Below are 18,997 nucleotides of genomic sequence, written 5' to 3'. Positions count from 1 at the left end.
GGCAGAATCCGTGTCCAAAATGCTCTGGAGAGGAGCGACCATGTCGTTTAAAGTGATGGCGATTTGTGCCGGCAGGCACGGTGGCAACGGCGAGGCTTTGGCCAAAGAGGCCCTTTGCGCGGTGCGCGAGGCTGGCGGCGAGGTCGAGCTGATCAATTTGTTCGACTATAACATCTTGCCCTGCACCGGTTGCGAGGGCTGCACCATGCAGATGGGAAAGATGGGCGCCGGCCTGCAAAAGGAATATCACGGCTGCGTTCTTAAAAACAAAGACGATGTAGATGCGATTATTCGCGAACTGCAGACCTGCCAGGGCGTGATCTTCTCGGTTCCGACCTACGACCTTACGCCCAGCTCGGTGTACACCCGCTTTGCCCAGCGCTTCTTGGCATACGAGCTTTCGTTCTTGCTTGCCATCGGTGCCGTAAAGGAGAATCCGCATACCGTTGCCGGCCTCATCTCCGTCGGCGGCTCCATGCACGATTGGCAGTCCCTGGCACTGGAGAGCCTGCAGGCGACTATGTTTACCATGTCGATGACTGTCGTCGATCGCTATATGGCGCAGCGCGACGGCCGCCCGGGCAATGCTTTTGTGTGGGGAGACGACGTGGAGTGGGGCGGACAGATCGCCCGCGCCCACAAGATGGGCGAGAACATCGTCAAGGCCATTCGCACGCCTGTTGACGAGCGCTGCTGGCTGGGCGATCCGGATGACGGCGTGTGTCCCAACTGCCACAGCTCCCTGGTGTACCCCGGCGACAAGCATTGGGATGGGGTCGAGTTTCCCTGGGAGTGTGCGGTCTGCGGCGCGGGCGGCGATATCGTAACCGACGAGCGCACCGGTCGCCCCAAGCTCAAGATTGCCGAGAACGGCCTGATTCGCGACCGCAACGACGACCACGCGCGCCGAGCACCTCAACGAGATCAACAAGACCCGCGACGAGTTCTTCGCCCATATGGACGAAGTAAAGCCGCTCATGGAAAAGTACGCCAAGATGACGTTCCCCACGCTGGAGATTAAGCGCGACTAGTTTTGCCCAAGCCCCGCCCGGCCTACTTGCGGCAGTGCAGGTCGGCGCTGGTGCGGGGCTTAATCCTCGGCTCAAGAAAGCCAAGGTAGATTAGGGTGCGAATCGAGAGGTGGAACAAAAAGAGGTCCTCTCCCGATGCCAAGTCGTTACCGGTGATTTCCTTTATGCGGTTAATGCGATAGAGCAGCGTGTTTTTGTGAAGCGACAAGATCGCGGCGGTGCGCACCGTGTTACAGCTGTGCTGCATAAAGGCAAAGAGCGTCTCGACCAGCTCGGAATCGTGCGACTGGTCATGCTTCCAAAGTGCCCAGATTGCCGGATGGCAGTAGTTTATAAGGTTGATGTGGTCGTTGCAGATGTCGAGCATTTCCATGTAGGTGTATTCGCAATAGCGATACACATGGGTGTCTTCGAGGATTTTGGTAAAGGTCGAGCCGTATCGAATGGCGGCGCGTGCCTGATTGAGGTGCGAACGCACATCGGTTGCCTGGGAAAACTCGTTGCTGATGCCAATGAACAAATTGTTCGTGGCAGCAACGCGGGCAAGGATCGCCTCATCGTTGGCGGGTAGCTGCGTGGAGGGCGGACGGCTTACCAGCGCCACGAGCTCACCTTCGTACATGGTGATAAGGCTATGGTGCAGTAGCGGCTGCAATTGTCCTCGGATGCTCTCCGCCTCGCGCGCCTCGAGCTGGGAATCTTTTTTGAGCAGGCATACAACGTAGAGGGCGGGAAGCGGCGCAAAGCCGACGAGCTGCATTTTGCGTGTGCAGGTGATGGGGTTGGGGATTTCGTCGTCCAGGAGGCGCGAGAGAAAATATGGCCCCTGTTGCGGGCCGCCCAACGAAAGAAAGCCGCCTTTCTGCAGTTCTTGCGCGAGCAGTCGGACAAAGAACTCAAAGACCTCGCGATCGCTATCGCCAAAGGCGTGATTGCGTTCGATCATCATCGCCCGGCCCAGACACGTGCCGTGCACCTTGATCGCATCGGTCATGGTGTTGAGGCGGAACATGTCGTTATAGCGTGTAAGCGGGCCTGTCGAGCGGGCAATCTCCTCGTCTAAGCCGCATTTGATGATGTATCGCACGGCTTCGTCCTGCAGCATGTCATCTTCGGAGAGCTCGGCGCGGGTGATGGCTGCAAAGGGGGAGTCGTCGTCATCGTCGAGCTCAAAGCCGCCGCGGGCGGCATAGCGGTACACGGGATCGACGACGAGCACCGGGTTGTCCATAGCGGCAGAGGCCGTTTGCGTGAGGCTCTTGAGCCCCGCGTCGCTCAAGAGCGCCTCGAGCAGCGCTTGCTTTGCGGTAGACGTATCGGTGGTACTCGGTTGCATGGGTGTCCCTTCTGCCGCGTCTTCGCCGTAGTCGACGCGTGACCAAATTATTATTGCAGGCTGTGCAGTATTAGGTTGTTTAAAAAGGTGAGTGTGGCGGTCGTTTCCTCGAACGGGGTGGCGCTGTTGTTGGAGAATGTCTCGATCTGTAACAGGTGGGTCCGGTTTTGGTCTGTAGTTGTTACAGATTGAGATGTTTCGGCAGGACGGTCTTCGTTTGTCTAAATCTGTAACACGAGGGACGGTTTTTACTGAGTAACTGTTACAGATCTAGATCTTTCGGCAGGCTAGATTGGTTTGTCTCAATCTGTAACAGTTGCTCGGCAAAATAGGGTCTTACTGTTACAGATCGAGACAAACCGACGGGCCGCCCCGCCCCATCCACCTGCCGCTACCTGCTATCTGCCGATTTCCGTTGCGTCACCGTGCTCCCATGCCATATCCTCTAGATAACTACGCGGCAACATCGCCGCCGCGCCTACAAGAGAGGAATGTCCATGACCGCACCTGCATCCAAGCTGCTCCAGCCCATTACGGTTGGCCCCCTTGAGCTCAAGAACCGCATTATGTTCCCGCCGCTTACCACCGGCTACGAGGAGCGCGACGGTTCCATTGGCGAGCGCAGCCTGGCTTTTTACGAGCGCCTGGCCCGTGGCGGCGTGAGCTACATCGTCATCGGCGACGTCGCTCCCGTCATGACCGCGAGCCCCACGCCCAAGCTGGCGACCGACGCTCAGATTCCCACGTTTAAGGCGCTGGCCGACGCCGTCCACAAGCACGGCGCCAGGGTCGCGCTGCAGCTGTTCCACCCCGAGTACGACGTGCCCGGTGTCGGCCGCATGGTCATGGGTTCCATGGCCGCCGCCAAGGCCGCGCAGGAGGCCAAGGCCGCCGGCGACGAGGAGACCTTCGCCGCCAAGATGGCCGAGTCCAACGAGATCCGCAAGCAGGCCTACGCCAAGTTGCACCACGATATGCAGCACTTTGTGAACGAGGCGAGCGTAGAGCAGCTCACCCAGATCAAGGAGGCTATCGCCGCCTCGGCCGCTCGCGCGCAGCAGGCCGGCATCGACGCCATCGAGGTCCACGGCGACCGCCTGGTAGGTTCGCTGTGCTCGGCCATCCTCAACCAGCGCACCGACGAGTACGGCGGCTCGTTCGAGAACCGCGTTCGCTACGCGCTGGAGGTCGTCGCTGCCATTAAGGAAGCCGCGCCGCAGCTGATGGTGGAGTACAAGCTCCCCGTGATCATGGAGAACCCCGACGGCACGCCGCGCGGCAAGGGTGGCCTGCAGCCCGACGAGGCCTGCGAGTTTGCCAAGCTGCTCGAGGGCGCGGGCATCGATATGATTCAGGTCGCACAGGCCAACCACACCGGCAACATGGGCGACACCATTCCGCCCATGGGCGCCATGCCCTACAACTGGACGCTGCCCGTGGCCGAGCGCGTCAAGGCCCTGGTCTCCGTGCCGGTGGCAACCGTCGGCCGCGTTGTCTCGGTTGAGGCCGGCGAGAAGATTCTGGAAGACGGCTCCGCCGATATCATCGCTTATGGCCGCTCGCTCATGTGCGACCCCGACATTGCGCTGAAGGCCGCCACGGGCGAGCCCATTCGCGAGTGCCTCAACTGCAATAAGGGCTGTGTCGACGCGATTCAAAACCGCAAGTACATCTCGTGCGTGCTTAATGCCGAGAACGGCGACGAGGCGACCATCGCCATCAAGCCGGGCGAGGGCGACAAGAAGATCGCCGTGGTGGGCGGCGGTATTGCCGGCCTGGAGGCCGCGCGCGTGGCGGCCAAGCGCGGTTACGACGTGACCGTCTACGAGGCGAGCGATCATCTGGGCGGCCAGATTGTGCTGGCGGCCGCGCCTCCGCGCAAGGACGAGATCATGCGCTCGGTCGAGTACTACGAGAAGATTCTGCCTGGCCTGGGCGTGAAGGTTGAGCTCAACCATGCCGCTACCGCTGAGGACCTCAACGCCGCCGACGCCGCGATTGTGGCCGTGGGCGCGCACGACGTGGTCATCCCCGTTCCGGGTGCCGACTCGGAGAAGGTCGTCTCGAGCTGGGACGTGCTGGCCGGCAAGGTGGAGCTTACGGGCCGCGTCGCCGTCATTGGCGGCGGCCTGGTGGGCACCGAGACTGCCGAGTACCTGCTGCAGCACGGCTGCGAGGTGGCGATCGTGGAGATGCTCGACAAGATTGCCGCGGGCGAGTCCGAGACCATTCTGCCGCTGATTATGAGCGACTTTGCCGAGCACAACGTGGAGCAGCACGTGAAGACCCGCCTGACCGCCATTACCGACGAGGGCGTGGAGGCTGTTCGCACCACCGAGGACGGCGCCGAGGAGCCGGTGAAGATCGCCTGCGATTACGTGGTGATGGCCGTGGGCTCCAAGGCCAACGCGTTTGACCTGGATGGCGTGACGGTGCCCGTGACCTGCGTGGGCGACTGCTCGGGTGAGCGCACCGCCGACATTGCGAGCGCCATTCGCACGGCGTATCACGCGGCCAACGAGCTGTAGTTGAACATCGCGGCCAGGCGGGACGGTGGCACGGATCCGTCTCGCCCGGCTGTGTCCCGTCGGGTGTCAATCGGTGCGGGGCCTGCAAGCGCAGCAGGTCCCGCCCTTTTTGTTTTGCTCCGGTGGATGGCAATGCGCGGTAATCATGAGGAGTGAGGACGTCTACTGTCTCGCAGATCACTCAAAATTATTGGGGGAGGGGTTAATAACTATATCCTCTATACCAAAGGACATAAAGAGATGCCAATTTTGTTGACAAGCGAATGACGATTAGCTGCGAGTTAGCTACCAGCGTAAATAATCGATAAAGAAATGTCGTAATTTGGTGCCAAATGCCCAGATAACGCCGCGTCTATTTTAATTAACTGCTTTGAGCAAACAGTAAAATGCTACTATCTAACTTGCACGTAAGAAAGCAGATTAACGGTTAAGGCTAAGAAGTGGCAGGTATGTCGGAAGCAACTAGGACTCGCACGCATGCGCCTGAGGTTAGGCAGCGCGCCGTCGAGATCCTCCAAGAGGGGGTCGGTCATCGCGCCCTCGCTGCGGAGCTTGGCATTCCCCAGGCCACGGCTCGTCAGTGGGCCCGCGCGTATGCCGTGGGCGGTGCCGACGCCGTTCTCAACGCCGGTTCGCATCATCACACCTATTCGTACGACGTAAAGCTCGCTGTGGTTAAGGACCGTCTGGAAAACGGCTTGACGGTTCGCGAGGCCATGATCAAGCACAAGATTCCCAGCGAGTCTTCGGTCAAGGCTTGGTGCCGTCAGTACCGCGAGAGCGGTGAGTCCGCACTGGTCGATAAGCCGCGCGGTCGCAAGCCGCGCGTTAAAAAGGCGGAATAGCAAACGGGATGGTGCGCCCACAGGGGCGCATTTTTCTTGCCGCGCCAACTTTTTGGACCGGCGCGAGCCTATTGGGACATCCTCCAAAGTGCCCAATAAACCGCGCGCAGTGGCCCGCGCGTCCGTCGCTGCGGTAAAGGGACGTCACCCCTCTACTCCAATGCGGACAGACTCCTTGCCCCGTACGCCTAAAACTCCCCAGTTGACCGAAAACCTGCCACCGCAACCCCGTAATTGAGCTATAACGTTAAACAATTGCAGCGTTTTTGCATGGGGGAGTGATGGTATGACGCTACTGTATTTCCTTACCCTGTTTCCGCTGGTACCGGCGCTGGGCATGCTGCTCGCGCGCGGTGACCGCACCCGCGATGCGGTGGGGCTCATAGGCTCCGGCATTATTATGGCGGTGACAGTTGTAGTCGCCGTCATGTTTTTTGGCACGGGTCCGCAGAGCTTTGAGGTTGCCCCCGGCACCTCGCATGTGCTCTCGATCATCAGTTCCGTTATCGACGTCATCCTGTGCGCCGTCATCCTGTACAACGCGTACAAATATAGGAACGCGCTCACCACGGTGCTCAGCGTAGTCCAGTTGGTGGGCTCGCTCGCCTTTGCAGCCATGACGCTGCCCGCGACCGAAGCCGTCACCGCAACCCCGCTCTACCTGGACTACATGAGCGTGATCATGGTCCTCGCCGTCGGCATCGTCGGCAGCCTTATCTGCGTGTATGCCCTGGGCTACATGAAGGACTTCCAGGCCCACGACGAGCACGAGGCTGCGCTGCGCGGGCAGACCGCGCCCGACCGTCGCCCGCAGTTCCTGGCGCTTATGTTCCTGTTCCTCTCAGCCATGTTCGTCATCGTGACGAGCGACAACCTTGAGTGGCTGTTCTGCGGCTGGGAAATCACCACCGTGTGCTCGTTCCTTATGATTGGCTACACGCGCACGCCCGAGGCCATCAAGAACGCCTTCACCCAGATCATCCTCAACATGCTGGGCGGTATCGCGTTTTTGGCCGGACTCATGTACCTGCACGTTAACAGCATGCCGCTGACCATCTCGGGCATGATCGAGCTTTCCGGCGCCGGAACCGCGCAATCTGCGCTGCTGGTGATGCCGGTCATTCTGTTGTCGCTCGCCGCGCTCACCAAGGCCGCACAGATGCCGTTCCACACGTGGCTGTTGGGTGCCATGGTTGCCCCCACACCCACGAGCGCCCTGCTGCACTCGTCAACCATGGTCAAAGCCGGCGTGTTCCTGATGGTCAAGCTGAGCCCACTCTATGCCATCTATCCCGTGACCGGCTTTATGGTCACGAGTGTGGGTGCCATCACGTTTTTGCTCGCTGCCCTCATGGCCATCTCGCAGAGCAACGCCAAACGTGTGCTCGCGTACTCCACCATTTCCAACTTGGGCCTTATCAGCGCCTGCTTGGGTGTCGGCGCGCCCGAGGCCGTATGGGCCGCCATCTTCCTAATCCTGTTCCACACGGTGGCAAAGTCGCTGCTGTTCCTGTGCGTGGGCACGGCCGAGCATCATATCGGCAGCCGCAATATCGAGGACATGGACGGTATGTTCAGCCGCATGCCGCACCTGACGCGCCTTATGATGCTGGGCATCATGGGCATGTTTGTGGCGCCGTTTGGCATGCTCGTGTCCAAGTGGGGCGCCCTGGTGGCGTTTGCGCAGACCGGCAACGTGCTCATGATCATGGTGCTGGCCTTTGGCTCGGCCGCGACGTTCTATTTTTGGGGCAAGTGGCTTGCCAAGCTTTCGGGCGTCGACCCCACGGCTCAAAACGCCGAGGTCAATGTCCATAAGACCGAATGGATGGCGCTCAACACCATCGCCGCGCTGCTGATTCTGTGCTGCGTGGCGTTTCCGGTTATCTCGAGCGGTCTGGTATCGCCCTATCTCGCCATGGTGTTTGGACGCGTGCCGTACGTTATTGGCAAGGACGCCATGTATCTGATGGTGGTTATCGTAGCGTTTATCGCCGTGGTGCTGCTGACGTCGTTCCGCGTGAGCAATAAGCCGCACGTCAACGTGTACCTTTCGGGCGTGGGAACCGACAAATATCGCCATTTCCGCGGCTCGATGGGACGCGAGGTGAAGGCCGAAAAGCGCAATTGGTACTCGGAGGACGCCCTTGGCGAGAAGCGTATTGGCCCCGCGGGTAGCGTCGTGTGCTGCAGCATTATCTTGTTTGCGCTGCTGTGTTGCGCGTGGATTGGGCCCGAGCGGCTTGCCATGAGCGCGCCCTCGGTGTTGCGCGGCAAGTATTTTGAAGGTTCGGGCGTCGTGGGCATCTTTATTGGCACCGTGGCGTTTGCCTTGATTGCGCCTTTGGTTGGTGGCCTGATCGACGGCGTTGACCGTAAGCTTTCGGCTCGCATGCAGGGCCGCGTGGGCCCGCGCCTGCTACAACCCTTCTACGATGTGGCCAAGCTCCTGCGCAAGGCCCCCGCCAGCGTAAACACCATGGACGACACCTACATGGCGTGCGCGCTCATCTTTACCGTGGTGGGCGGCGGCATCTTTGTGTCGGGCTCCAACACGCTGCTGTGCGCGTTTATGGTTACCCTCGCCGCGATCTTTGTGGTGTTGGCGTCCGCCTCGACGCAAAGCCCGTTTGCTCAGGTCGGCGCCGACCGCGAGCTGCTGCAGGTCATGAGTTACGAGCCCGCCGTTCTGCTGATGAGTGTGGGCCTGTACCTTGCCACCGACAGCTTCGATTCCATTGCTGTGACGGGGCAGTCGGCCCCTATCATCGTGTACAGCGCGCCCATTTTCCTCGCGTTGCTCGCGGTGCTTACCATCAAGCTGCGCAAGTCGCCGTTTGACCTTTCGTACTCGCATCATGCGCATCAGGAGATCGTCCAGGGCGTCGCCACCGAGATGAGCGGCGGCACGCTGGCCAAGATGACCCTTATGCACTGGTGCGAGACCGTGCTGTTTTTGATGTGGGTGGGCATGTTCTTTGTTTGGGACAACCCCGTGAGCTGGGTTGTAGCCCTGGTCGTGATGGTCGCGACGTACTTTGTCGAGGTGCTGATCGACAACACCTTCGCCCGTAGCACCTGGCGCAGCTGCTTTAAGCTCGGCTGGGGCGTGGCACTGGTGTTTGGCCTGCTCAACCTTATGCCCATCCTCGTCGACGTGTTTATTTAGGAGGCGGCATCCATGGATCATAAAATGTCGCGCTCGCCGTGGGTTATTCATTACGACGGTTCGAGCTGCAACGGATGCGATATCGAGGTGCTGGCCTCGCTCACGCCGCTGTTCGATGCGGAGCGCTTTGGCGTGGTCAACACCGGCAACCCCAAGCATGCGGATATCTTTTTGGTGACGGGGTCGGTCAACGCTCAGAACCTGCCTGTCGTGCGTCAGATCTACAACCAGATGCTCGAGCCCAAGTGTGTGGTGGCCTGCGGTATCTGCGCGTGCTCGGGCGGCGTGTTCCGCGATGCCTATAACGTGATCGGCGGCGTGGACCGCGCGATTCCCGTGGACGTGTACGCGCCCGGATGCGCCATTCGCCCCGAGACCGTGATCGATGCCATCGTGGAGGCGTGCGGCATCCTGGACCAGAAGGAGGCCGTGATGCGCGCCGGCGGCGATCCGCTTACCGTGGGCGGTGCCGCTACTTGGGACGGTGGCGTTGAGTTGGGCGAGGACGGGTTTGTGGCCGCGGCTGAGGCCGGCGACGCGCCCGCCGCTGGTGACGCACCTGCTGGGCCGTCCTCCGCGTCCGTCGCTGCAAAGGAGGCCGAGTAATGCAAAAGGCAATCTATACCACCGTCGAGCTCGATGCGCTGCTGTCGCATGTCCAGGCGCTCAAGGGCGCCGGTGCCCGCTTTGTGCAGATGCACGCCGAGCGCTGTGTGGACGACGGTTCGTATCGCCTGGTCTATACGTTTATCAACGTTCATGCTGCTCAGGAGCATATTGCGCAGGGCGGCAGCTATGCGATCGAGAACCTGGTGGTTGAGGGTATCGACCAGTATCAGGAGATTCCGTCCATCAGCTCGTATTATCCGGCGGTATTCCCGTTTGAAAACGAAGCGCACGATCTGTTTGGTCTTGCCATCACCGATATGCAGATCGACTTTAAGGGCTTTTTCTACCAGGTCTCGACCGCTGAACCCATGAGCGTTATCACACCCGAGGTGAAGGCCGCGCGTGAGAAGGCCATGAAAGTCCGCGCGGCCGCCGAGGCCAAGGCGCGCAAGGCCGCGGCCGAGAAGGCCGCCGCGGCTGCCGCTGCTGCAGGGGAGGGCGCCGCGGGCGCTGGCGATGCCGCGGGCACTGTCGTCGCTCAGCCCGCTGCGGCTGCCGGCTCCGATACTCAGCATGATGAGGCTGCTGCGAAGGCCGCGCTCAAGGCTGCCGAGATTGAGGCGAAGCTCGCCGCCATGGATCCCGAGAAAGTGGCCAAGGTCCGTGCGGCGCTTGCCGCCAAGGCCGCCCGCGATAAGCAGAAAAAGGAGGCGTAAGGTCCATGGCACATCGCTCCGTTATTCCGTTTGGCCCGCAGCACCCAGTGCTGCCCGAGCCGCTTCATCTGGACCTGGTGATCGATGACGACCGCGTCATCGAGGCAATTCCGCAGATCGGCTTTGTGCACCGCGGACTCGAGAAGCTCACCGAAAAGCGCGATATGCATCAGTTTGGCTACATCGCCGAGCGCATCTGCGGCATCTGCGCCGTGGGCCATAGCTGCGGCTACGCCAGCGCCTGCGAGCGTATGCTCGGCATCGAGGTGCCTGGTCGCGTGCAGTATATCCGCACCATTCTGCATGAGCTTTCGCGCATTCATTCGCATCTGCTGTGGTTGGGTCTGCTTGCCGACGCCTTTGGCTTCGAGGCGCTGTTCTATCGTTCGTGGACCCTGCGCGAGCAGATTCTCAAGATCTTTGAGAGCACGTGCGGTGGTCGCGTGATTCTGTCGATCAACGAGATCGGCGGCCTTAAGCACGACATTGAGGACTCCGAGCTGGCCGGCATTGTCCAGACGCTCGACGCCATGCGCCCCGACTACGAGGCCCTGGTGCATACGTTTTTGGACGACGACAGCTGTGGCGAGCGTCTGCATGGCGTGGGCGTGATCAGCAAGAAAGATGCGCTGGAGCTTTCGATGGTCGGCCCGTTTGGGCGCGCCTCGGGCGTGGACTACGACGTGCGCATGTTCGGCGACGGTGCCTATGCGGACCTGGCTGCGTTTGAGCCCATCGTTGCTACCGATGGCGATTGCTATGCCCGCTGCCAGGTGCGTTGTGCCGAGGTCACGCAGGCTATGGACATCATCAAGGAGCTTGTGGGCAAGATTCCGCACGACGGTATCGGCGGGCGCACCAAGCTCACGCCGGCCGACGGCGCGCGCGGTGAGGTTGTGATTGAGCAGCCGCGCGGCGAGGCGTATTACTATGTGCGCGGCAACGGCACCAAGAATCTGGACCGTTTCCGCGTGCGCACGCCGACGTCGCAAAATCTGGCGGGCCTGACGCATGCGCTGCAGGGCGCGCTCATTGCCAACGTGCCTATGATTATCCTGACCATCGACCCCTGTATTAGCTGTACGGAAAGGTAGGCGCGGCATGAGTTTGCTGACATTTGCCAAGACGGCCTTGGGTTCTATGGTCAAGCAGCCGGTCACGGTGTGCTATCCGCAGGAGAAGCTCGCGGCACCCGAGCGCCTGCGCGGGCATATCGTCAACGACATGGACGTGTGCATCTGCTGCGGCATGTGCGCGCGTCGCTGCCCGGCGGGCGCGCTCGCGGTCGATCGCAAGGGCGGAACGTGGTCGATCGACCCGTATGCCTGCGTGGTGTGCGGCGAGTGCATCGAGAGCTGCCCCAAGCACTGCCTGACTATGGATACCGCGCGCACTCCAGTCGCGGCGGACAAGACCCCCACGGTAGAAACCAAGCCGGAGTAGCGCTGGAATGGGGCTGGTATAGCGCTGGAATAGGGGCCGGCGGGGCAAAAATGCCCCGCCGGCCCCGCGCGTGAACGCGTGTGCGGGCCGCCACGCGACCCGTCCAGCCCGAAAATGACCCGTCTGCCACGAAATGGGCCCATCTACTACGTTTAAGCCGCTACCCTCAACCATGGCAAGTAATGCGAAATAAAAACCGCAGGTAGAACGCCTGCGATTTTTCATGAAAAGCGGGTATGGTCGGGGATATTGAGTCAAACGTAGTAGATGGGCCGATTTCGTGGCGGGCGCTGTCAGCCGATCTCCGCGGGCGGAAGAAAACGGATCATTTTTGTTCCGCGAGGCCTGGGATGGTATCCGTGCAGGACTATCCGAACAAAACTATGTCGGTTTACTACGATGAATTCGACATTCCCGACCATGACTGCATTTTTCTAAATATTGCAGGCGTTCTACCTGCGGTTTTGCAAGCGCGCAATTTGCCGTGGTCGAAGGCGGGCGATTCATCGTAGTAAACCGGCATAGTTTTGAAATGGTATTAAATCGGTAGCAGCCATTTTGCTATGCCGGGGCGGTTGGCCGTTGGGTAATTACCCTCGCAGGTAGGCGATGGCGATTTGGGTGCGGTTGCGCAGACCCATTTTGGCAAGGATCGAGCTGATGTGGTTGCGCACCGTGCCTTCGCCCATATAGGCGGTGGCGGCGATTTCCTTGTTATCGAGACCGCGGGCGATGAGCTCGGCGACTTCGAACTCGCGGTCGGTCAGACCGGCAAAGGCCGCGGGCCGGTGGGGCGCGCCCGTCTTGTTGCCCATCCCGTCAAAGTCAACATCTTCGATCGCCTTACCCTCGAGCACGCGTTTGCCGCTCATGACCTGCGCCAACGCCGGAGGAATGGCGGCGACATCGGTTTTAATCAGGTAGCCGCGGGCGCCCAGTTTGAGCGCCGACACAATGTACTCGTCATCCGAGAATGTCGTCAGGAACACCACGAGCGCCGCAGGATCGCGCTCGAGGATCTCGCGCGCCGCCGATAGGCCGTCTCGTCCCGGCATCTGAATGTCGAGCAGCGCGATGTCGGGCGAGTGCTCAGCGTAGAGCGCCACTGCGTCGTTGCCGTTGGCACCGGTGCCCACCACCTCGATCTGCGGCTGGGCGCCCAGGATAATCTTGAGCGAATCGACCACTAGGTGGTCGTCGTCGACAACGATGAGCCTCATCGGCCATCATCTCCTTGCTGTTTGGGGACGGTGGCAAACACGCGCCAGCCGCCGGCGCCGGCACGCGGGCCGGCGGTGAAGGTGCCGCCAAGCGCCTCGATGCGCTCGCGCATAGAGGCGAGCCCCATGCCCTCCGCGGCGCCGTGGCCGCTTGCTTGAACCCCGCCCGCGCCATCGTCGGTAACGATGAGCTGGTAAAACGACGGATGCTCCATGCAACGTACAGTGACAGCATGGGCGCAAGCGTGGCGCATGGCGTTGGAAAGCGCCTCGCGCAGCACCGCCGCAAAGCAGTTGGCGACGTTGGCGGGCGCATGCTCGGCCAAAACCTCAAGCCCAATCTGCGGACCGCTGTCCGAGCGCGCGCCTTCAACGATGCGTTCGAGCTGCACGGAGAGGTTGGTCGCATTGTCGTTGAGCGCGTGGACGCTGGCGCGCACGAGCTGGAGCGCCTCGTCAACGGTGTATTTGACGTCGGCGAAATCGGCGGCAACGCCGGGCTCGTTGGCATGGACCACGCGCAGGGCTTCGGTTTGAAGCGAAGCGCGCGTGAGCTGGTGGCCCACGTTATCGTGGATCTCGCGCGCGATGCGGGCGCGTTCGGCGAGCGTCGCGAGCTCGACTTCGTAGTCCTGACGGTCGGCGAGGTCGCGGTTGCGTGCCTCGAGTGCCAGGGCGCGTTCTTGCAGCTTGTCGCGGGTGCGACGCATGCGTTCCTGTTCGCGCTCCAGCTGCGCGGTGCGCAGCGACAGCAACGTGGCGGCGACCGAAAGGATGGCGGTTAGCAACAGCGTTCGGGTGGTGAGCGCGCCGCAGCGAAGGTCCGTGGCAAGTGCGCAGGCAAACATGGAGCCAATTGCCAGCGCGGGCCAGATGCGTTCACGGCGCACGCGTCGCGCGATGTCATAGAGGGCGAGAGGTGCGAACGGCACAAACGGCGGCACGAAGACAGCCGCGATGACGTAGGCGTAGCTGCCGGCCTCGCTGGCGCGACGGGCGCGTTCTCCCTGCGCGACCTCGGCCAGTGCGGCGATGACAACGCCAAGGCAAAACGCCGCGACCAGGCGAGCATCCACAGCAAGGCCCGTGGCGGCTGCGATGCAGCACGCCAGCACGATCGATTTGTCGAATAGCCTGTTCATACGGGTATTGTACGCGATGCCGCGCACGGGGGAGGCGCCACTCAAAGCAACCGTGACATTCCTCCCGCGCGGCGGGGCGGTCGCGTCAGCAGGCTACGCGACCGCCCCGCACTCGTGACAAAGCTCACTGGTGCGCGCCGTCAGCTCCTGCGATGATGCAATCATACCGGGCCACAAGCAACAGAAGGGCCGCCTCATGACAGACATCGTCCACGTCGAAAACCTCGTTAAGCGCTACGACGACCTTATTGCGCTCGACCACTTTAACCTGAGTATCGCCCCCGGCGAGATCTTTGGCCTGCTGGGCCCCAACGGCTCGGGCAAGACCACGTCCATCAACTGCATCCTGCAGCTGCTCGCCTACGACAAGGGCACCATCGAGCTGTTCGGCGAGCGCATGACGCCCGCCCGCTACGATCTCAAGCGCCGCATCGGTGTGGTGCCGCAGCAGGTGGCGGTGTTCGACGAGCTCACCGTGCGCGAGAACATCGACTATTTCTGCAGTCTCTACGTCAACGACCGCAAGCGCCGCCGCGCGCTGGTGGACGAGGCGATCGACTTTGTCGGCCTGGGCGACTTTACCAAGTTCCGCCCTGGCAAGCTCTCGGGCGGCCTGGCGCGTCGTCTCAACATTGCCTGCGGCATCGCGCACAAGCCCGAGCTCATCTTTTTTGACGAACCCACGGTGGCGGTCGACCCGCAAAGCCGCAACGCCATCCTGGAGGGCATCTGCCGCCTGCGCGACGAGGGCGCCACGGTGGTGTATACCAGCCATTACATGGAGGAAGTCGAGCAAATTTGCAGCCGCATCATGATCATGGACGGCGGCCGCGTGCTGGCGCAGGGCACCAACGACGAGCTCAAGCGCATGATTCAGATGGGCGAGAAGATTGTAATCGAGGTCGGCGAGGTTCCGAGTGCGGCGCTCGGTGCCGTCGCAAGCCTGCCGCACGTTCTGGACCTTTCGGCAACGGCGGGACAGCTCACGTTTTCGTGCGAAGCGAGCCCGCACAACCTGACGGACATTCTCGATGCGCTGCGCTCGCATGACGTGCCGCTCGGCCGCATCTATTCCGAACCGCCGACCCTCAACGACGTGTTCCTCGAGATCACCGGCCGCGAGCTGCGCGACTAGGGGGCGGCCATGTTCAACACCATCATCACCACGGTCAAGACGCTGCTGCGCCGGCCGAGCACGTGGGTTTGGGGCGCGGTCTTTCCCGTCGCGCTTTCCACGATGTTTATGTTTATGTTTGTGAACCTCAGCTCCGACGGTAAGATCGACCCGGTGCCGGTTGCCGTCGTGGCGGACGAGGCCTGGGACGCTTCGACCTTTAAGAACGTGGCGGCTTCGCTTGCCAAGGAAGGTGACGACCAGCTGCTCGATGTGAGCGAGTACGAAGACTTGGCTGCCGCGCGCAAAGCGCTCAAGGCCGGCGAGGTCGCGGGCATCTATACGGTTGATGCCGCGGGCACGCCCAGGCTCACGCTGCTATCGAGTTACGACAGCTCGCGCGCCTCGTCGGTGCTTACCGATCGCAGCATCCTTGAAACGGTGGCAAGCTCGTATACGCAAAATGCCGAGCTCATGGCCCAGATTGCTCAAGATGACCCGGCGGCGCTCGCCGACCCGGAGGCGGTTGCGCACGCCCTGTCGCTCGAGGGCGGAACCCGCCGCATGAGCCTGACTCGTGCCACGCCCGATGGCACGGTCATCTACTACTACGCGCTCTTTGGCCTGGTCGCGATGATGTCTGCCGAGTTTGCCGCCTTGAGCGTCGTCGATTTGCAGCCTAATCTGTCGGGCCTTGGCGCGCGCCGCTGCGTGGGCGGTCTTTCCAAGACGGCGTCGCTGGCCGGCATTTTTGTCGGCTCGTGGCTGGTTTCCTTTGCATCGATGGCGGTTGCGATCGGCTACGTGCGCCTGGTCGTGGGCGTCGACTTTGGCGGGCGCGAGGGGTTGTGCCTGCTGGGCGGGGCTGCATCCGCGCTTGCCGCCACGGGCCTGGGGCTTTTTGTGGGCACGCTTCCCGTTAAGGGCGGCAAGGCATCCAAGTCGGGCATCCTCACGGGCTTTGCCACCACGTGCGCCCTGTTCGCCGGCCTCTACGGCGAGCCGGCGATGGCGCTTGCCGACGACGTCGCCCGCGCTTGTCCGGTCGAGTGCTGGCTCAACCCCGTCAAGCTCATCTGCGACATGTTCAATCGCCTGTATTTCTTTGAGGACCTGGGGCCCTTCGCTGTTCGCGCCGGCGCGCTCGTCCTGATGGCCCTGGTGTTTGTCGCCGCCGCTACGCTGATCTTTGGAAGGAGCCGCTATGAGCACCTTTAAGACCGCGCTTCGCATGGCGCTGGCGCACCCGTTCTACCTGCTCATCTATACGGTGTTCATCTCGCTCATGGGCGTATTCATCGCGGCTTCGGTGAGCTGGAACTCGTCGCAGCTTACCGAGTACAAGCCCTACGACACCAACGTGATCGTGGTCGACCGCGACAATAGCGACCTTTCGCGGGCGCTTACCAAGCACCTGGGCTCACGCTTTGACCTGGTCACGGGCGTCGGCGACGACACATACGACCTTGCCGACGCGCTCTCCAAGAGCAACAGCGCCAAGGGCAGTGCCGATTGCGTGTTCTTTATCCCGGAGGGGTTTGAGGACGATCTTGTTGCAGCCGCCCGTGCGGGGGAGGCCCTGCCCAAGCTCGACGTGACCTATGGTTCCGGCACCATGGCGGCGGCGCTTTCGTCCGCCGAGGCCTCGCGCTGGATCTCGCTCGCGGGCGCTGCGGCGGCGCTTGAAACCGCTGCTTCCAACGGTGACGTCGCAAGGGCCGCCGAGCACGCGGCCGCAAAGCGCGCGGAGGTCCAGATCGAGCAGGTCAAGGTCGACTCGACTGCTGCTACCACGCTCGAGTCGTACTTCAACTTTGGCGCGTACGCGATCATCTCGTCGGTCATCGTGTCGGTGGGACTGGTGTTTTCGGGCATGAACGAGCCCGAGCGCGTGCGCCGCATGGATGCCAGCCCGGTCTCTGAGCGCCAGCGTTCGCTCGCTGTGTTCGCGGCCGCCGCCGTGCTCACCGTCTGCATCTGGCTCGTGTCGAGCATGATGGGCGTCGTGGGCTTTGCCAGCGCGGTTGCCGAGGTCGGCGTGGGTCGCGTGTGCCTGGCGCTGGCGGCAACGTTTGCCCTGGCGTGCACGCCGCTGGCCGTTGGCTTTACGCTGTCGAGCCTGGGCGCGCGCGAGGAGCTGCTCAACGGTGTGGGCAACCTGCTCGGCATGCTCATGACGTTTTTGGGCGGCGCCTGGATGCCGCTGTCGCTCATGGGCTCGGCCGTGCAGACGGTGGCGCACTTTGTGCCGACGTATTGGGTGAACGACGCGATCGGCAAGGCGCTCGCCGCGGACCTGACGTCCACCGTGCTGGGCGACATCGCCTGCGATCTGGGCGTCACGGTGCTCTTTGCCGCGGCCATCGCCGCCGTAGGCCTAGCCCTCGCGCACAACAAATCCCACGCCTAGCCACCTAGTCATTGGGTGTTCCTATAGTTTTGTCAACCGTCGGGGCTACTCCCGGTAGGGCACCCGGTCGCGCATCACGGCGTATATCGCCCTGAGCCGCTTCCTCGCGACGGCCTTGAGCGCCCGCCCGTGCCCCATGCCCCGCGCCCTGCAGGCCCGGTAGTACTCGCCGTAGCGCCCCGAGGACCTCACCAGGCTGTTGCACGAGAAGATCAGCAGGGACTTGAGCCTCGCGTCGCCGCGCCTGGACGCCCTGACCGACCTCACCGACGTTCCGGAGCTCCTCACCCTCGGGGCTATGCCGCAGTACGAGGCCAGGTGGTCGTGGTCCGGGAACCTCCCGATGTCGACCGACACCGCGAGCTGCGCCGCGGTCCTCGGGCCGATGCCGGGCACGGTGAGCAGGCACGCGTAGGTCTCGTCGCCCTCGAGCAGCGCCGCCGTCTCGGCCTCGAGGGCCCCGGCCTCGTCGAGGGCCTCCGATATCCGGGCGGCCAGGAACCTGACCTGCCTGTTCTCGGCCTCGACGAGCGCCGGCGGGGGCGCGGTGGAGGCGGCCGCGGCCTCCCCGGCGGCCTCGGCCCGCGGGCCCCCGGCCCCGGAGCGGGCGATCCCCCACGCCCCGCCGAACCCGGCGAGCAGCTCCAGCCACCGCCGGTCCGACAGGTCGACCGCGGCCTCGAGGGCCGGGCAGGACTCGAGCAGCACCGCGCGCAGGCGGTTCTTGTCCCTGGTCGCGCAGGCGACGACGTGGTCGCGCTGCGACGAGAGGGCGCGGGCGGCCTCGAGGGCCTCGCCGCGGCCCGGGACCCCCGACAGGGAGTCCGGCACGCCCAGGGCGGTCCGCGCGATCACCGCGGCGTCGCGCTCGTCGGTCTTGGCCTCGCCGGCGAACAGGCCCGCGGCGCGGCTGGCGGCGAGCCCGGGCAGGTAGGCGACCCCGAGCCCCGCGGCGCGGGCCCGCCTCACGGCGAGGGACCCTATGTTGCGGAACTGGTCGACGACGACGAGCGTGCCGGCGGGCGCGGAGGCGAACAGCGCGTCGAGCTCGGCCTCCCTGTTGCGGACGGGGGCGCTGGCCAGCACCTCCCCGTCGCGGTCGATCAGGCAGGCCCAGTGCGATGACTTGCCGACGTCCAGGCCGAGCACGGCCGCGGGTCTGGTGGATGGCGCTTTCACGGTGGTATCCTTCCGGTAGTCGTTCGACCGGATGGCCTCCCCCTCGGCACTCACATTACCAGCCGCGGCACCTGCCCGGCACTTTCCTATCAGCCGTCGGGGGCGGCGCGTCCCGCGCCGGCAGCACCCAACGGGCCCTCTCGGGGGCAGGGACGTTCGGCCGTGCGCGGGCGCCCGGTCGGCGGCCCGTTCTGGGCGCGCCTCAATCGTAGCCCGAGACGGTCCCGGGCTGACAATTTCGACTGTAATGGACGT

At 62.8% G+C, this 18,997-nt stretch carries 15 protein-coding genes; 11 read left to right on the top strand and 4 right to left on the bottom strand.

Going from position 1 to position 18,997, the window contains the following annotated elements:
• Nucleotides 1-40 precede the first annotated feature (40 nt).
• On the top strand, nt 41-1,021 hold the full coding sequence (locus AQ996_RS04770) for a flavodoxin family protein (RefSeq protein WP_216594994.1): 981 nt from the start codon (nt 41-43) through the stop codon (nt 1,019-1,021).
• Between the two features lie 32 nt (nt 1,022-1,053).
• Here the strand turns inward: AQ996_RS04770 and AQ996_RS04765 are convergent, their stop codons facing one another.
• Complete coding sequence (locus tag AQ996_RS04765; RefSeq protein WP_055251506.1) at nt 1,054-2,367, bottom strand: PucR family transcriptional regulator; 1,314 nt, start codon at nt 2,365-2,367, stop codon at nt 1,054-1,056.
• Nucleotides 2,368-2,864: 497 nt separating this feature from the next.
• On the opposite strand from AQ996_RS04765, the gene bilR reads away from it, so the two are divergent.
• The 7 genes from bilR to AQ996_RS04730 all read left to right on the top strand — a co-directional run bounded on the left by bilR (nt 2,865) and on the right by AQ996_RS04730 (nt 11,677).
• Nucleotides 2,865-4,895, top strand: coding sequence for a bilirubin reductase, long form (gene bilR, locus AQ996_RS04760; RefSeq protein ID WP_055251505.1), 2,031 nt, complete (start codon nt 2,865-2,867; stop codon nt 4,893-4,895).
• 449 nt (nt 4,896-5,344) lie between these two features.
• Nucleotides 5,345-5,740, top strand: a complete 396-nt coding sequence (locus AQ996_RS04755; protein ID WP_006235758.1) for a helix-turn-helix domain-containing protein — start codon at nt 5,345-5,347, stop codon at nt 5,738-5,740.
• 286 nt (nt 5,741-6,026) lie between these two features.
• Entirely contained in the window at nt 6,027-8,909 is a 2,883-nt protein-coding gene (locus AQ996_RS04750) for a proton-conducting transporter transmembrane domain-containing protein (RefSeq protein WP_055251502.1), read from the top strand.
• 12 nt (nt 8,910-8,921) lie between these two features.
• On the top strand, nt 8,922-9,515 hold the full coding sequence (locus AQ996_RS04745; protein ID WP_055251500.1) for an NADH-quinone oxidoreductase subunit B family protein: 594 nt from the start codon (nt 8,922-8,924) through the stop codon (nt 9,513-9,515).
• A complete protein-coding gene (locus tag AQ996_RS04740; RefSeq protein ID WP_055251498.1) occupies nt 9,515-10,234 on the top strand; it encodes an NADH-quinone oxidoreductase subunit C in 720 nt (239 codons plus the stop codon). The genes AQ996_RS04745 and AQ996_RS04740 overlap by 1 nt, the downstream gene beginning before the upstream one ends.
• 5 nt (nt 10,235-10,239) lie before the next feature.
• The gene (locus tag AQ996_RS04735; RefSeq protein ID WP_055251496.1) at nt 10,240-11,328 is read left to right on the top strand and encodes a hydrogenase large subunit; all 1,089 of its coding nucleotides are present in this window, start codon (nt 10,240-10,242) and stop codon (nt 11,326-11,328) included.
• A 7-nt stretch (nt 11,329-11,335) separates the two neighbouring features.
• Nucleotides 11,336-11,677, top strand: coding sequence for a 4Fe-4S dicluster domain-containing protein (locus AQ996_RS04730; RefSeq protein WP_055251494.1), 342 nt, complete (start codon nt 11,336-11,338; stop codon nt 11,675-11,677).
• 590 nt (nt 11,678-12,267) lie between these two features.
• Here the strand turns inward: AQ996_RS04730 and AQ996_RS04725 are convergent.
• Both AQ996_RS04725 and AQ996_RS04720 read right to left on the bottom strand, forming a co-directional pair.
• Nucleotides 12,268-12,897 carry a response regulator gene (locus tag AQ996_RS04725; protein WP_055251492.1) on the bottom strand — a complete coding sequence of 210 codons (630 nt, stop codon included), beginning with the start codon at nt 12,895-12,897 and terminating at the stop codon, nt 12,268-12,270.
• Nucleotides 12,894-14,084, bottom strand: a complete 1,191-nt coding sequence (locus AQ996_RS04720; protein WP_148315852.1) for a sensor histidine kinase — start codon at nt 14,082-14,084, stop codon at nt 12,894-12,896. Before AQ996_RS04720 ends, AQ996_RS04725 begins: the two co-directional genes overlap by 4 nt.
• A gap of 151 nt (nt 14,085-14,235) precedes the next feature.
• Here AQ996_RS04720 and AQ996_RS04715 point away from each other — a divergent pair, with 151 nt between their 5' ends.
• Genes AQ996_RS04715 through AQ996_RS04705 form a run of 3 tightly spaced genes read left to right on the top strand, consistent with a single transcriptional unit; the run spans nt 14,236 to nt 17,563 of the window.
• Nucleotides 14,236-15,174, top strand: a complete 939-nt coding sequence (locus AQ996_RS04715) for an ABC transporter ATP-binding protein (protein ID WP_055251488.1) — start codon at nt 14,236-14,238, stop codon at nt 15,172-15,174.
• Between the two features lie 9 nt (nt 15,175-15,183).
• Nucleotides 15,184-16,371, top strand: a complete 1,188-nt coding sequence (locus tag AQ996_RS04710) for an ABC transporter permease (protein WP_055251486.1) — start codon at nt 15,184-15,186, stop codon at nt 16,369-16,371.
• Nucleotides 16,358-17,563 (top strand): ABC transporter permease, encoded by a 1,206-nt coding sequence (locus AQ996_RS04705; protein WP_055251484.1) that lies wholly within the window; start codon nt 16,358-16,360, stop codon nt 17,561-17,563. The genes AQ996_RS04710 and AQ996_RS04705 overlap by 14 nt, the downstream gene beginning before the upstream one ends.
• A 45-nt stretch (nt 17,564-17,608) precedes the next feature.
• Here AQ996_RS04705 and AQ996_RS04700 read toward each other — a convergent pair whose 3' ends face one another.
• Nucleotides 17,609-18,742, bottom strand: a complete 1,134-nt coding sequence (locus tag AQ996_RS04700) for an IS110 family RNA-guided transposase (protein ID WP_055251567.1) — start codon at nt 18,740-18,742, stop codon at nt 17,609-17,611.
• Between the last annotated feature and the right edge of the window lie 255 nt (nt 18,743-18,997).

This window comes from Collinsella aerofaciens (genome assembly GCF_001404695.1).
GTDB lineage: Bacteria > Actinomycetota > Coriobacteriia > Coriobacteriales > Coriobacteriaceae > Collinsella > Collinsella aerofaciens_E.
Note: the sequence above shows the minus strand (reverse complement) of the source record. Positions and strands in the feature narration are given on the sequence as shown.

Coding starts and splice junctions, on each gene's coding strand:
- AQ996_RS04730 (WP_055251494.1), top strand. CDS start 11,336: ATGAGTTTGCTGACATTTGCCAAGACGGCCTTGGGTTCTATGGTCAAG.
- AQ996_RS04770 (WP_216594994.1), top strand. CDS start 41: ATGTCGTTTAAAGTGATGGCGATTTGTGCCGGCAGGCACGGTGGCAAC.
- AQ996_RS04750 (WP_055251502.1), top strand. CDS start 6,027: ATGACGCTACTGTATTTCCTTACCCTGTTTCCGCTGGTACCGGCGCTG.
- AQ996_RS04725 (WP_055251492.1), bottom strand. CDS start 12,897: ATGAGGCTCATCGTTGTCGACGACGACCACCTAGTGGTCGATTCGCTC.
- AQ996_RS04705 (WP_055251484.1), top strand. CDS start 16,358: ATGAGCACCTTTAAGACCGCGCTTCGCATGGCGCTGGCGCACCCGTTC.
- AQ996_RS04755 (WP_006235758.1), top strand. CDS start 5,345: ATGTCGGAAGCAACTAGGACTCGCACGCATGCGCCTGAGGTTAGGCAG.
- AQ996_RS04745 (WP_055251500.1), top strand. CDS start 8,922: ATGGATCATAAAATGTCGCGCTCGCCGTGGGTTATTCATTACGACGGT.
- AQ996_RS04765 (WP_055251506.1), bottom strand. CDS start 2,367: ATGCAACCGAGTACCACCGATACGTCTACCGCAAAGCAAGCGCTGCTC.
- bilR (WP_055251505.1), top strand. CDS start 2,865: ATGACCGCACCTGCATCCAAGCTGCTCCAGCCCATTACGGTTGGCCCC.
- AQ996_RS04740 (WP_055251498.1), top strand. CDS start 9,515: ATGCAAAAGGCAATCTATACCACCGTCGAGCTCGATGCGCTGCTGTCG.
- AQ996_RS04710 (WP_055251486.1), top strand. CDS start 15,184: ATGTTCAACACCATCATCACCACGGTCAAGACGCTGCTGCGCCGGCCG.
- AQ996_RS04715 (WP_055251488.1), top strand. CDS start 14,236: ATGACAGACATCGTCCACGTCGAAAACCTCGTTAAGCGCTACGACGAC.
- AQ996_RS04735 (WP_055251496.1), top strand. CDS start 10,240: ATGGCACATCGCTCCGTTATTCCGTTTGGCCCGCAGCACCCAGTGCTG.